This window comes from Streptomyces sp. NPDC048600, from assembly GCF_055587025.1.
Map to the genome: position 1 here is coordinate 341271 of NZ_JBVJGZ010000001.1, position 14799 is coordinate 356069.

At 69.1% G+C, this 14799-nt stretch carries 6 protein-coding genes; 2 read left to right on the forward strand and 4 right to left on the reverse strand.

The genetic code is table 11. The annotated features are described in order from the left end of the window. Positions 1–93 precede the first annotated feature (93 nt). The gene (locus tag ACZ6SQ_RS01435; RefSeq protein WP_469555389.1) at positions 94–975 is read right to left on the reverse strand and encodes an AraC family transcriptional regulator; all 882 of its coding nucleotides are present in this window, start codon (positions 973–975) and stop codon (positions 94–96) included. 143 nt (positions 976–1118) lie between these two features. Here ACZ6SQ_RS01435 and ACZ6SQ_RS01440 point away from each other — a divergent pair, with 143 nt between their 5' ends. Then, entirely contained in the window at positions 1119–2234 is a 1116-nt protein-coding gene (locus ACZ6SQ_RS01440; RefSeq protein WP_469555391.1) for a serine hydrolase domain-containing protein, read from the forward strand. A gap of 83 nt (positions 2235–2317) precedes the next feature. After that, positions 2318–2935 (forward strand): hypothetical protein, encoded by a 618-nt coding sequence (locus ACZ6SQ_RS01445; RefSeq protein WP_469555393.1) that lies wholly within the window; start codon positions 2318–2320, stop codon positions 2933–2935. Positions 2936–3041: 106 nt separating this feature from the next. On the opposite strand, the gene ACZ6SQ_RS01450 is transcribed toward ACZ6SQ_RS01445, so the two are convergent. From ACZ6SQ_RS01450 to ACZ6SQ_RS01460, 3 genes are all read right to left on the reverse strand, one after another. Then, positions 3042–3398, reverse strand: a complete 357-nt coding sequence (locus ACZ6SQ_RS01450) for a hypothetical protein (RefSeq protein WP_469555396.1) — start codon at positions 3396–3398, stop codon at positions 3042–3044. Next, positions 3398–10234: a polymorphic toxin-type HINT domain-containing protein gene (locus tag ACZ6SQ_RS01455; RefSeq protein ID WP_469555398.1), complete on the reverse strand. Its 6837-nt coding sequence runs from the start codon at positions 10232–10234 to the stop codon at positions 3398–3400. The genes ACZ6SQ_RS01450 and ACZ6SQ_RS01455 overlap by 1 nt, the downstream gene beginning before the upstream one ends. 85 nt (positions 10235–10319) lie before the next feature. Continuing rightward, on the reverse strand, positions 10320–14609 hold the full coding sequence (locus tag ACZ6SQ_RS01460) for a LamG-like jellyroll fold domain-containing protein (protein WP_469555400.1): 4290 nt from the start codon (positions 14607–14609) through the stop codon (positions 10320–10322). Positions 14610–14799 lie beyond the last annotated feature (190 nt).

Consider the following 14799-nt stretch of genomic DNA (forward strand, 5'->3'; position numbering starts at 1 on the left):
GTTCTCTCTGGGATACCGGACGGTGTCAGCCGATGAGACTGCGCAGGACGGGCACGCTGCCTCCGGCTCCGAGCAGGCCCGCGGTACGCGCGTTCACCCTCCGGCGCCCCCGCCGACCCGCTCAACAGGGATCCACAGCTGGGAGTCGGTAGCCTCGCCGATCTTCACGGGACGCGTCCGCAGGAGCTCAGGACCTGGACGGCTCACGTACGGGTTCGAGGGGAACCACTGCGTGAACACGTCTCGCCACAGCTCCTGGAGAGCGCTCGGATACGGCCCGTGGTTGTCGAAGACCGCCCAGGTCCCGGCCGGCACGTCGAGGGCGTCGAGTTCCTCGACGGTCGCCTCGGTGCCGGTCGCCGCTCCGACCCAGTAGTCCACTTCGGCCTCGTCGTCCCGGCTGTGGGTCAAGTGCACCGCCGCCGACAGGATCCCCTCCGGCTCCCGGTCCGACAGTTCCTTCATCCGGGCGATCGCCTGCTGGTCCAGGTTCTGTACGTGCGCCGCGGCGGCCTCGTTGACCCCCTCGTGCACGAGGGGCACCCGGGCCTTCCTCCCGACGATCCGAAACGACTCCTTCTCCACGATCCGGTACCGCATGGTCGTACTGCCTTCGACGACGACGCGGAACGACATGCGGGGCTGTGCCGAGAGCACCGCGCCCAGGCGACGGGCCTCGGCCGGCCCGACGCCGTGCACCGACCGGAAGGCCCGGGCGAACGCCTCGCCCGAGCCGTACCCGTACCGCACGGCGACATCGAGCAGTGTCCGCTCTCCGGCCAGCACCTCGGCCGCGGCGAGCGTCATCCTGCGACGTCGCACATAGACCGGGAGCGGCATCCCGGCGAGCGTGGAGAACAGCCGCCGGAAGTGGTGCTCCGACACCGCGGCGATCCGGGCCACCTGGGCCATGTCGATCTCCCGGTCGAGGCGGGACTCAAGGTGGTCCAGCGCCTGATTCAGCCGCTCGAGCACTCGTATCCGTCCTTCCTGCTCAGACCTCCGCCGTCAGGCGCGCCTCGCCGGAGCATGAGGAAGGTGCGGTCGGGCCCCACCCGACAGAACCGGCGCGGGAAGTGTTGGGCGGGAAGCGGCTGCGCTGCCCGAGGCTTACGCCCATGAACGATGTTAAGGGACATTGCGAGCCGCGGTTCGCCGCAGTCCACGAGGCACTTGCCGCTCTGCTCGACAAGGACGACGTCGGCGCCTCGGTCGCTGTCTGCCTCGACGGCGAGCCGGTGGTCGACATCTGGGGCGGCTACGCCGACGCGGACCGCTCCGCCGCCTGGGAACGCGACACCCTCACAGGCGTGAACTCCACGACCAAGACCATGACCGCCCTGTGCGCGCTCATCCTGGCCGACCGAGGGAAGCTCGATCTGTCCGCGCCGGTCGCTGCCTACTGGCCCGAGTTCGCCGCGGCTGGTAAGAGGAACGTACTGGTACGGCACGTGCTGTCCCATACCGCGGGGCTGCCGGACCTGTCCGGGCCGACGGCGGTCGAGGACCTCTACGACTGGGAGAACGTGACGGCCGGGCTGGCCGCGCAGGCCCCCGAATGGGAACCCGGAACGGCCGCCGGCTATCACGCGCTCACCTTCGGGTTCCTCATCGGTGAGATCGTCCGGCGCATCACCGGCCGCAGCCTGGGCGAGTTCTTCGCCGAGGCCGTGGCCGAGCCACTGGGCGCGGATTTCCATATCGGGCTCTCCGCCGAGCATGACCATCGCGTTGCACCGCTCATCCCGCCGGCGTCACTGACCGACGAGTACGCCGCCGCCGCACCGACCGGACCGGACGGCGCAACCCGGAAGAGCACAGGTGCCGCGATCCGGGTCAAGGACGCCAACTCAGTGGCCTGGCGCCGTGCGCAGATCCCCGCGGTGAACGGCTTCGGCAACGCCCGCTCCGTCGCCCGTATCCAGTCGGTACTGGCGAACCACGGATCTGTCGGCGGCGTGCGGCTGCTGTCGCCAGCGGGTTGCGAGCCCGCATGGCAGGAGGTTTTCCGCGGTGACGACCGCGTCCTGGGGACGCCGATGTCCTGGACGGCGGGCTTCGGCAAGTTCGGCACCAGCTTCGGCTGGGGAGGCTGGGGCGGCTCGCTCGTCGCCGGCGATCCCGACTCACGCATGACAGTCGCCTATGTCATGAACCAGATGATCGACCGGGAACGGCAGGAGGACGACCGCGGCATGGAGATCGTCATGGCCGCATACAGCGGACTGCGCTGACAGATGGCGGCGCACACCGCCGGTGTCGGTACCGTCTGCGATGATCCCCGCGTCGTCATCAGGGCACCACGGTGGGAGAGATCATGTCCTTCGGCTACAAGACGTCATGGCTCGCGGTGCGGAATGCCGGGCCGGAGGAGGTGGCCGACGCCCTCGGACTGCGGCACCGGCGGAGCATCGACTGGACCAGCGGCGCCGAACTCGCCTACCGGCAAGGGGTTTTCGTCGCCGGACCCGTTCAGGGCTGGACGCTCGCCCACGGCCGGATCCATCTGACGCAGGAGACCGACGCCACTCACCCGGACTTCCCCGACCGACTGCTCGCCATCGCCGCACAGGTCGGAGATCTCCAGTACTTCGGCACGGACCGCATCGGCGAGTACCACGCCTGGGCCAGCGTCGAATCCGGTGTGCTGACCCGCGCCTACTGCTACGTCGCGATGAGCGGTGCGGTCCCGCTACGCGTCGGGGAACCCACCGCCGTCGAAAGGGCACTCGGCGTAGGGCTCGTGGGGTACGAGGAGGTGCGGGAGGACTGGGGGGATGCCGAGTGGGATGCCTGGCATGCGGCCATGCCGACCGAGCAGCACGTGATGCGCATCGCCGCGGACTGGAGCCTCTGTCCCCTCGACATCGCGGAGGACTCCGTCAGCGCCCCGGGGGTCCACGGCTTCCCGCCGGGTGTCGAGCCCACGTCCTGACCACCACCAGGCGACAGCCGAACCGGTCCCACCGCGCGAAAGGGCCCTCGCCAGGACGTTCCTGGCGAGGGCCCTCTGGATCAGCCGGTCCTGTTGCGCGAGATTCTCAGTGCGCCAAGAGCCGGTCATTGATCGACAGAGTCGGCCACACCTGAACGTGCAATTCGCCCGACAGCGAGCCTGACTCGAAGGTGAGTGAGAGCGTGGTCACACCCTCACTGCTGTTCACTGACAGTCGTACTGCTTCTTCCCGGAAAATATCGAGCACGCAGACGCCCTTCCGGAACCATTGAAGGTGAATCGAGCGCCCAGGAATGTCGTAGGTCAGACATACCTCGTCACCCACCCCCGCTGCAAGGCGGAGAGACCTCGTCGATTCCACTCCGTCGGTCGCCTCGGACTCGACGCCGAAGGCCTCCAGGATCTCGGCGTCGCCCGGAACCAGGAACTCCTGACCGGTCATCACGGACCTCCGCGAGGAATGATCGTGGTAAGACGGAGGCCACTGTCGGTGACCTGCCATGTCGACTCTACATGCAGGAATCCACCTGGTCCGGCCATCAGCCCGTCCTTGATCTGGAAGGTCCCGAACTGGTCGGTGTATTCCTTCATGACGTTGTCGGTGCGGGCCACCTGCTCGTCGAAGAAATCCATCATGGTCTTACGGCCGGCAGGGGTGTCGTGAATGCCGATCCGCTTGAGCTGGGCCAGGTTCTGGGCGGATCGTGGTGCATTGTGACTGCCCTTCTTCACTCTGCCGAAGAAGTAGTCCCATTTCCCGGAATCCACAATGGCCTTGGGGCAGGGACCGGAGTTGTGGACCAGAATCGGCGTCGCGCCGGCCAGCGCGTAGTAGGTGTGCAGGCCCTCGATGGTGAGGTTGTACGTGCGGACGTGGTCCGTGTACTGGCGGGTGGCCGTGACCTCGACCGTGCGGCCCTCGTCGGTGCGCAGGGCCATGCCCGGCTTCAGGGCGCCGGCCTCGACCCAGTCGTGCTGCGAGACCGACCAGAACGGGTGCTCGTAGGTCGCGGTGAGGTGTTCCTCGCCGTTCTCCGTGGCGATCGTCAGCTCGGTGAAGTGCTTGTCCGAGTCGGTGACGATGGTCGCGGTGACCTCGCGTGCGCCGCTCTCGCCGGTCTCCGGGTCGGTGGCGAGGACCTTGTCACCGAGCTTGACGTCCTCGATGTCCTTGGTCGTGCCGTCGGCCATGAGGATGCCGGTGCCCGCGAGGAAGCACTTGCAGCTGCTGACCGCGTCCACGGCCTCGTCGGTCTTCTTCGCCGCCCCGGACGGTAGGAACTTCAGGAGCTTCAGTACCTTGGCCAGGGGCAGGTCCGTCGCGGCCCAGCCGCAGTGGGAGTTGATCCCCGGGTCCTTCGCGCACGCCTTCCATTCCGAGGGGTCAGGCAGCACCACGGCCTTGGCGATGTCCCAGAAGCTGATCGGTGTCGGGACGGGGCCGGTGTGCGGCAGGCTGTCCTCGACGACCTTGTCGACGCTCCCGCCGTAGCCGGTGACGCCGGCGGTCGAGCAGCCCGGGTATCCGCAGCGGTAGTCGGCGGCGGGGCTGCCCGCGCCGGTGCCGTTGCCGTTGCCGTTGTTGCTGGGCTCGTCGTAGTAGCCCTTGCTGCTCGACGCGATACCGGGGCCGTCGTCCTTCCACTTGCAGCCCGCGGTGGGCACGGGGACGCAGGGACCGGAGACGGGGTAGTACTTCAGTCCGTCGCCGTCGGCGAAGGTGACGGGGCTGTTGTTGGCGTAGGCGTACCCGTTGATCTGCTGCGGATCGTTGGGGTCCATGACCGGGTCGACGGAGATGAACCGTCCGAGCGAGGCGTCGTACTCGCGTGCCCCGAGATGGGTCAGGCCGGTCGTCTTCGTGTCGTCGGTGCCGCCGACGTAGCCCTTGTTGCCGGTCCAGGTGCCGGTCGCGGTGCCGCGGTTGCCGCCGAAGGGCAGCGTGCGGCGCTGGGACAGGGCGAGATCGGCCGTCTTGATCTGGAGCTGGCCGGTGCCGACGTGATCGGCGACGGTCATGGTGATCGTGCCGTCGTCGGACTGGACGGCCTGGTTGCCGCCGCCGAGGTCGATGTAGCGGGTGGCCTTGACCGTGGTGGCGCCCTTGGGCAGCACGATCTCGGTGTTGCCGACGTAGAGCGTGGTCTCGTTCGGGCCGCGGGCGATCAGCCGGTTGCCGTCTGTGTCGTAGACGTAGTCGGTGACCTCGTCGGGCTTGCCCTCGACGGGCTGGGTGACCTTGGTGACGCGGCCTTCAGCGTTCCATTGCAGCTTCTGGGTGGTGCCGCGGATGACGCGGTCGGTGGTGTTGCCGGTCTTGTCGTAGAGGTAGCTGGTCTTCGACGTGCCGTTCGGGCCGGCCTCGTCGACCTCGGTCAGCGTGTGCGGCTGGGGGCCGCCCGCCGGCGGGTAGACATAGGAGCGGGTGGTGTCCCCGGTGGCGTTGTGCAGGGTCTCGGTCTTGCGGTTGCCCGTCTTGTCGTAGGTGTACGAGTGCCAGTACGGAGCCACGCCGCCGACGGCGCCCGACGCGGGCGTGGCCGAGCAGGCGGTGTCGCCCTCGGTCCAGGCCTCGGTCATGCGGCGCAGGTGGTCGTAGGTGAAGCACTGGGTGTCGGTTCCGGCGCGGGAGACGTCCGCGACGGACAGGATGTTGCCCGTCTGGTCGTAGCCGAAGGTGCTGTGCCGGTCGACGCCGGCGATGTCCTGGCGGTCGACGCGGGAGGTGGCGAGCCTCTGGGTGCCCCACTCGTAGGTGTTGGTCAGCCAGGCCTTCTTCGCACCGGCCGCGGTGGAGCCGTAGGCGTACTGCAGCGGCTTGCCGGTGTTGGAGTACGTCGTGTCGGCCTGGAAGCCGTCGCCGAGAACGGACACCGGACGCAGCGCGGAGTCGTAGCTGTAGCTGTACGAGCCGCCGGGAAGGGCCCCCGCCGCCGAGTAGGAGACACCCGCGACCAGACCCGAGGGGTGGAAGCTGGTGCCCGCCTGGTAGGTGCCGGCGAGGGCACCCTCCGACGCCGGAACCGTCAGCGAGGTGCGCAGTGGACGGTACAACTGGTCGTACATGGTGACCCTGTTGACGTACTGCGCGGTGCCCACGTACCGGGTCGCGGAGGCCACTTGCCCCTTGGCGCCGGCGACCGTGTCGTACGTCCAGGAGGCGCGCAGCGTGCCCGTCGCGCTGGTGTCGCGCAGCTCGGTCTGACGGCCGAGCTGGTCGTAGACCCGGTACAGGATCCGGTTCTCGGAGTCCTTGGTGGTGATGAGACGGCTACGGTCGTCGTAGGTGCTGAAGCCCTCGCCCTGGTCGGGGTCGACGACCCTGGTGCGGTTGCCGAGCAGGTCGTACTCGTATATCCAGTCGTTGCCCGCCGGGTCGGTGACCTGCGACAGCTTTCCGGACGGCGTGTGCTGGTACGTGGTCGCGTCGTACGTCGCCGTCGCGCTGCGCGCGTGGTGCTGGCGCAGTTCGACGACCCGGCCGCGGGCGTCGGTCAGCGACGTGGTCGCGGTGGCGCCGATGGGCGGGATCACCGTGGTGCGGTCGCCGTTGTAGCTGGTGGTGGTGGTGCCGAGGTCGGCGCCGCCCTCACCGTTGCCGGCGACGTTCTTGGTGGTGGTCTCGCGGTTCAGGCCGTCGTAGGTGTGCCAGACCTGAGTCTCCACGCCGAGTGCGTCGACGGGCTTGAAAAGCTCCCGGTTGGGTGCGCCGGTCGTGTAGTAGGAGGCGAACTCCTTTGCGAGCAGGCCGCGTTCGTCGAAGAACTTGTCGGAGATCAGGCGACCGCCGTCGGGACCGATGTCCTGGGTCTGGCGGGCGCGCAGGAGACCGTCGTACAGGGTGTACGAGGCGACCTGGCCGCCGCCGTTGTTGAGGGTGAGGGTGCGGACGGCGACCGGCTTGCCCTCGTCGAAGAAGTAGTCGAAGTCGTAGTTCGGCGTCTGACCGGTGAGGCGGTCGGCGAGCCAGACCTTGTCGGCGCGGCCGAGCGCGTCGTACGTGAAGTTCCGGATCTTGCCGTTGGTGTCCTTCTCCTGGGTGGGCAGGCCGCGCACCGCGTCCATCGTGGTGATGGTCGTCTGCGCGGTCGTGGCGTCGCCCGCCTTGGCCGGCGGAGTGGTCGTCGTGACCGTCGTGGGCAGGCCCGTGGCCGGGCTGTAGGCGGTGGTGCCGGTCAGGCCGTCGGTGCGCGCGGTGCGCACCGGCGCGGTCGTCTCGGTGGCCGTGACGGTTGCCGTGATATCGGTTTTCGTCGTCGGGCGGCCGTAGGCGTCGAAGCCGGCCCCGGACTCCAGGTAGGTGCCGGTGGTGCCGGTGTGCTTGGTCAGCGTGGCCGTCGCGGTCGCGTCGCCCTTGGTCGGCGCGGCACCGTAGGCGAGGCTGTCGTAGGCGCTGCGCACGTCGGAGACCACGTGCTTGGTGCGGTCCGGCGTTGTCCCGCAGTGCACCGAGACGGTCTCCACCCGGGAGGGCAGGGTGAGGATGTTGGCGGTGGCGTTGGTGGCGTACGTGGTCCGGGTGCAGACGTCGTCGGTCGTGACCGACGTGTCGCCCTTGTCGTCGACCTGGGTGACGCGGCCCGCGACGGTGTCGTACGTGGTGTCCACCAGGGTGGTGCGCCACTGGCTGCCCGCGCCGTCGTCCAGCGACGTCCAGGTCCGTGACTCGTCCGTGCCGGTGTAGTTCGCGGTGACCGTGCCCCACGAGCGCGTCTTCTTCGCGGTCTCGTGGCGCCAGGGCCGCTCGACGGTCTTCTCCAGGACGCTGCCGCCGGGACCGGAGTACTTGGCGGTCTTGTAGGTGAAGCCCGCCGCCGACTCGTGGTCGGTGATGGGGTCGCCCTCGCCGGTACCGAGCGAGACGCTGACGGACTTGGTGCCGCCGGACTTGTTCAGCCGGTCGCCGTCCATACCGCGCAGGAACCAGCTGTCCTGCTGCGTCTTCAGATACGCGGCGCCGCCCTGGCCGCCGGTCTTGACGCGGACGTGCCCGTAACCGCGCCACTGCGACCAGGTCTTGTGCTTCTCCTTGGTCAGGCCGTCATCGTCGTCGTAGTGCCATGCGGCACCGTCCAGGTACTCGTACTGGGTCACCGCGTCCGGCGCGCCGCCCGTGCGGTCGGTGGCGGTCACCGAGGTGGTGACGTACTTGTTGAACCAGTGCTGCTCAGGGGCCTGGGTGTCGGAGCCGCCCAGCATCTGCGGGAAGCAGCGGGTGGTGTTGGTCTCCGGGGTGGGCGCGGAGCCCGCGCTGCACGCCGGAGCCGAGTAGTTGACGTCGATCTGGCCGCCGTGCTCGTCAGCGATGCTCGACAGGCGCGCCTTGATGAACGGCGCGTAGCCGTCACCGGTCTGGTCCAGCCGGTTGGCCAGCTGTGTGTAGGCCAGCGTCGTCTTCGGCAGGGCGATGGGCGTGGCGCCGGTGTGGCCGGTGCGCTGGATGGAGTCCAGCAGCAGCTGGTAGTCGACGTCCGCCTGGCCCCAACGGTGGTTCAGCGCCCAGGAGTCCACTTTGCTGTAGGCGCCGGCGTTCAGGACGTAGGAGGTGATGCCGGTCAGCCGCTTGCGGGTCCAGAAGGTCGGTGAGAGCCGTCCGCTGTCGCATTCGGTGCCCGCCGCGCAGTTCATGTCCCACGGGGTGTCGTACCAGTAGAAGGAGTCCGTGGAGATGGACGAGCAGGTGGTGTTGCTGTCGGGTATGCACCGCTCGGAGTTGGTGAACTCCACCTTGGCGAGTGGCTGGTCGTAGAAGGCGCGCAGACCGTACTCGGCCCGCTTCAGGTAGCCGCCGCGGGTGTAGGGGGTGTCGTCGGCGGCCTTGAGGTTGCGGCCGTAGGAGTTGTCCTCCTTGCCGTAGTAGTACGTCATCCTGTTGCCGTGCGCGTCGATGACGGCGTCCAGGTTCCAGCGCCAGGCCTGCTGGCACCAGGAGTCCGCGAACGCCGTCTTGTTGCACGGCTCGCCGGAGTCGTCGCCGTAGACGGGCACGGTCCAGGACGAGTTCGTCTCGTCCTTGCCCTCGGCCCAGCCGGAAGGCCGGTTGTAGCCGAAGTAGTACTTCGCGCCGTCGGGGGTGGTCACCCGCCAGTACTCGCCGTCGTCGTCGCCGTTGGCGAGCGTCGTGTTGCGCAGCCGCTTGACGAGGGTGCCGTCGTCCTGCTTGAGGCGGAACTCGTCGGTCACCCCGGTGGGGACGAGTTCGCCGCCCTTGCCGTTGAAGGTGATGTAGGCGTTGTCGTAGCCCCAGCACAGGTCGCCGGGCTTGTTGATGCCGTCGGCGGCCGTCTGGCCGTCGTCGGCGCACGGCTTGTAGCGCCGCTCGATGAAGCCGGGCGACATCTCGAAGCCGTCACCGACCCACGAGGACTGGTTGTTGGTGTTGCCGGTGCGGCCGTCGATCGATCCGGAGGAATACCTCAGGGCCAGGCTCGGGGCCAGGCCACCCGGGACCTCGGGCACCGGGATGCCGTACGACCATCCGAAGTCACCGGTGTTGAGGTCGGTGCTCCAGGTCGCCGACGGCGACAGCGGGCTCGCCTTGTAGTCACCGGTCTTGCCCGCGTCGTCGGCGGTGGCGGCCAGCAGGGTCGGCGAGCCGCTGCGCACGGACACCGACCGGGCGGTGAGGGTGTGCGTCTCGGTGTCGTTGTCCGTGGCCACCGGGGTGGTGGTGCGGCAGGCCTTCTTCGTCGGCGTGGTCAGCGCACAGGCCGGCAGTTCCACGAGGGTGAGCCGGGAGGCGTAGGCTCCGCCGAACGCCTCGGCGAAGTCGGTGTAGTCGAGGGTGGCGCCCACCGTGCCGGAGGATGCCTTGTCCTTGGCCTTCAGGGTGAACAGCAGCCCGTCGACTCCGGCCTTCGAGGCGGCGGCGTGGCCGACGACCTTGGCCTCGATGGTGCCACCGGTCGCCGACCTCACCTTCTTGGCGGGGGTGTTCAGGGCGACCGGAAGGCCCTTGGCCGTCACCGGGTCACCGGCCTTGGCGGCCGGTTCCTTCAGCGTGACGAGGGCGGAACCCGCGTCGGGCCAGTCGGCCTTCGGCTCCTCGTTCGGGGTGCGCGGGCCCTTCTGGACCGTGCGCGGCTTCGGCTTGGCGCCGGACAGACCTGCCACCGGCTTGTCGGGTTCGGAGACCTCGGGGCGTCCCTTGCCCGCCGCCTCGGCGACCGGGGCGAACGCCGTCGCCTGCAGCATCGTGGCGACCATGACCGCCGATGTCCCGAGGGCGATTCTGCGCCCCAGGGCGGCTACGCGCCAGGAGCGCGCTCTGCCATCCATGAATGAACTCGTTTCTTCGATCAGGGGAAATCAAGGGGTGCCGGGGGCGCATCGGCCCCCGGCACCCTTGGTCAGCGGGTCCCGGTCAGTCGCCGGGTACCTTCGTCGGCACGTCGAACCACGTGCTCGACAGCTTGGTGACCTGGGCGTCCGTCAGCGCGCCCTGGAAGGTCCACACGTCGTCCACCAGGCCGGGGAAGTACGTTCCCGCGGCGGCCGTGCCCGAGCGGGAGCGGCCGATCTGCAGCGATGTGGACTTGAACGCGAGGGCGTTCTCCGCCCAGGGGACCAGGTCCTCGCACCCGGTGTCGTCTGCCTCGCCGTCGCCGTTGTCGTCCTTGCAGGCGATCTCGGCGATGTTGCCGTTGACGTACAGACGGGCCTCCTTGGTGAAGCCGTCGTAGACCAGGGCGAGGTGGTTCCACTGGCCCGCGCCGTAGCCCAGACCGTTGTCGACCTGCACCACGGTGGGTGTCTCGGCGGGGTCGTCGGTGTCGGTGAGCGACAGCTGCCAGCGGCCGGGGTTCGACTCCGGCGCGGTGGCGTCGGGGACGAACCGCACGTTGAACGCGTTGCGGTTCGCTCCCTCCGCGCTCAGTGCGGTCACCGGCACGCCGGGCGTCGACGACGTCATCGCCCACGCCGTCAGCGTGAAGCTGCCGGAGGTGTCCACCGGGACCTTCGCGGCGGTCGCGTACGCGGTGGTGCCGTTCAGCGACATCGAGCCGTAGTCGATGAAGGCGGCGTCGGACTGGACGGCACCGCCGTGCAGGGTGAGCGGGTTGGTGGTGCTCACGGCGTCCGGGGTGGTGACGGGCGCCGTTCCGGCGGTCGTCTCGAACGTCCAGCGGCTCTTGACCAGCGGACGCTGCTTGAACAGCTGGTACACCTCGTCACCCGACACCGCACGGTCGAACATCCGCACGTCGTCGATCTGCCCGGTGAAGAACGACGTGGTCGCACCGTCGATCCTGCTGGCGCCGATCTGGAAGGCGCCGCCCGCGTACCAGCTCGTCGACAGGGCCGTGGACCCCGCGAGCGTGCCGTTCACGTACAGCAGCAGCTTGTCGGCCACCGTGTCGTGCACGCCGACGAGGTGCGCCCAGGTACCGGCCTGGGCGACCTGGCCCTCGGCCTGCATGGCGCGGACCGGTGTGCCGGTGGCGGAGTCCGCCGAGTAGTTGTTGAACACCCAGCGGTCGTAGGAGCTGGAGTAGTACAGCTCGAAGCCCGGCTTGGTGGTGCCCAGCTGCGTGGCGACGACGCCCGCGTGCCTCGGCTTGGCCGACGGGAGTTTCGCCCACGCCGACACCGCGAAGCTGCGCTGGTTGTTCAGCAGCGGTCGGCCGGTGGTGGCGTAGTCGTCGGTGCCGTCCAGGGTCAGCGAACCGCCCGCGACGCCCTCGGCGCCGGCGGTGGCGCCGCCCTGGTGGACGACGTCGACGAGCTCCTGCTTGCCCGTCAGCTCGGTCGCGGCGGCCGGTTCGTCCATCGCGAAGACCATCCGGGCCGGACGCCCGGCGCTCAGCGACGTCTTGCCGCCCAGCACCGTCACCTCGGACTGCGACAGGGGCTTGTCGAAGATCTGTACCTCGTCGATGTCACCCGGGAAGAACGAGCCGGGCGCTCCGCTGTAGGAACCGGCGCCCAGCTGCAGGCCCCGGCGGGCGTCCCACGGCGTGGAGTACGCGGTCGTGCCCACCAGGACGCCGTCCACGTACAGCTTCATCTCGTCGGAGCCGGTGCTGTAGGTGCCCACCAGGTGGGTCCATCTGCCGACGGTGACCCCGCCCGCGGTCGGCGCCATCGCGCGCACGGGCGTCGCGGCGGCGGTGTCGGCCGTGTACTGGTTGAACGCCCAGCGGTCGTAGGTCTTGGAGTAGTACAGCTCGAAGCCGGGCGCGTGGTTGCCGGGCTGGGCCGCGATGATCGCCGCCGTGCCGGGCGCCTGGGACAGCCGCGCCCAGGCCGACACCGAGAAGCCGGCGTCGGTGGCCACGGTGGGGATGTCCGTCTTGGCGTAGTCGTCGACGCCGTCGAACGTCACTGCGGTGCCCTTGGCGCCGGCCGTACCCGGAGTGGGGCCGCCGTACAGCGTCGCCGGACGGTCCTTCGCCGTGGCCGTCGCTGCGGGCGTGCCGGCGGCCTCGTCGAGCTGCCACATGGAGCGTTCCGGCTGCCCCGTCTTCACGCGGAACTGGTAGGTCCGGATCTCACTGCCGTTTCCGGCCGAGTCGAAGGCCTGGGCCGTCACGAACCTCAGTCCGGGCTCGTCCGGCAGGATCGCCGCGATCTGCGGCGCACCGCCGCTCGTGGTCAGCGTGTTCTTCGAACTGGGGTCGGCGTTGAAGCCGAACCAGTACTTCGTCACGTCGGTCTCTACGCCGTCGATCTTGAACGAGCCGTACTTGCCGACGCCGTCGAACCACGGGTCCTCGGGGTCCTCGGGGTTGGACTTGGGGTACTCCCCCGAGGTGATCAGGGGAGCCTTCGGCACGTTCGTGTCGTAGACGAAGTAGCAGCCGGTCGGGTCGCCCGCGTTCGACCACGGCGAGAACTGGCCGCCGTCGTAGGAGCGGACGTACCAGTTGACCGTCTTGTTCGTCGGGATCGAGGTCGGGAGGCTGATCGAGAAGGACGAACCCGAGGCCTTCGTCTTGGTCCGGCCCGGGGTCCACGAACCGCCGTCCCACTTCGCCTGGAACTCCAGCGAGACGCTGTCGCCGTCGGGGTCGGTGATGTTGTTCGCGTAGATGGTGCCCAGGGTGCGGATCCGCGCGGGCTTGGACGGGGCCTTGCAGGTGCCGCCGTACTCCATCGTCAGCTGCGACATCTTCACCTGCGGCGGCGGGCGGTTGTACTTCACCCGCAGGAACGCCTTGTCGGAGAACCGCTTCCAGGCGTACGCGTCCGTCTCGCCGGCCGCGCGCAGACCGAAGGTCATGGACGGGTCCTTGGCGGTGGCGGCCGCCTGCACGGCGGACTTCACGTTGAACTCCGCGTCGGCGGCGGAACAGCCCGAGAAGCCGTACGCGAACGAGTCCGACGCGAGCTGCTTGTTCCAGAACCCGCTCGCGTTCTGGGAGTTCCACGTCGTCTGGTCCGAGATGGGGTCGGTGTCCCACAGTTCGACCGTGCGGTCCGAGCAGGAGGCCGACCAGGTGTTGCGGACCACGAACTCGGCGGACAGGATCGTCCTGCCCGCGAACGCCGAGGTGGAGATGCGGTAGAAGAGCCGCTTGGTGTCGTACGGCTGGCAGTAGTACCACCCGCAGTAGCCGAGGCCCGCGTCCGATTCGCCGTTGAACTTCCACTGCGGCGACGACGCCCAGTACTTCGACACCATCGTCCACGCGGACGCGCGCGGCGAGTACCACTGCGGGTCGATGAACACGGGGTACTTGGTGCCGGCGCCGTTGAGGACGCTCTGGTCCGGGGTCAGCACCAGCTCGTTCCCGCCGACCGGGAGGTCCACGCCGATCGGGGCGAGCTTGCCGGACTCACCGGGGCCGGGCTCACCGGCGCCGGGCTCACCGGCCGGGGTGCCGGAGGCGGCGGCGAGGCTCTTGCCCGAAACACGCCCGGCCTGTGCGGACTTGCCGGGGCTGGAGTCCCACATGAGCGGCTTCGGCGCCTCGAAGACGGTGCCGTTCGTGGCGCCGTCGACTGCGCGCAGGCCGCCCCGGGCGTCCTCTTTGATCTTCAGACCGTCGGACCCGAGCTTCAGCCGCAGTTCGTCGAGCTTCGGATTCCTGGCGGCCTCGGCCGACTTGACCACGAGCAGCTGCGCGAAGCCGTCCTCCTGCGCGGTCATCCGCAGGTCGACGCCCGGCAGCACGTCCGGGTACGTCGCCATGGCCCCCGACAACTGCGGCTCGGGCAGCGCGGTGGGCCACGACAGGCTCATCGTCCGCCCGGCACGCTCCATGCGCACCAGCGGATCCTTGGCCCCGCCCCCGGAGAACTCCAGGTTCACGGTGGCCGACCTGGGCGCGACCGTGCCGCCCGCGGTGGCGGCCAGCTCGGTGTCGACGCGCTCCCAGCCGTCCTGGGCACGCGTCCATGTCGGCCGCAGATACTCCCGCGCCTCGAAGTCCCCGTCAGGGGTGGCGAACACCTCGGTGGTCTCTCCCCGCAGGGACATGACCTCCACCGACTCGCCGGACCTCTTGGCCCGCGCCAGCGCCTGCGCCTCCGTCGCCGCGGCGGCAGGACCGTCGGAGGTGTTCTCCTCAGCGAACGTGGCGGGTCGCTGCGTCTCGGCCACGGCGTAGCCGGCGGCTCCTGGAACCAGGCCGACGGCCAGTGTCACTCCGAGCAGTGCGCCAACTGCTCTGTTGCGGCCACGCGATGGGGCCACCGGTATTCGTGTCATCACTCTCTCACAACGTGCTCTTACCTTCCGGCGAGAACGTAACGACGTGAGTGATCGCAAAGTCAATTCAAGAAGGGCCGTCTTGAGATCAGGATCGGGCGACGCGGGTTGCTTTCAGGGCAAATTGACTCAGGGTCAAGAACCCGAACACGCTCCCGGCCCATCCGCGGGACCGGAGGCGTCGACCGGC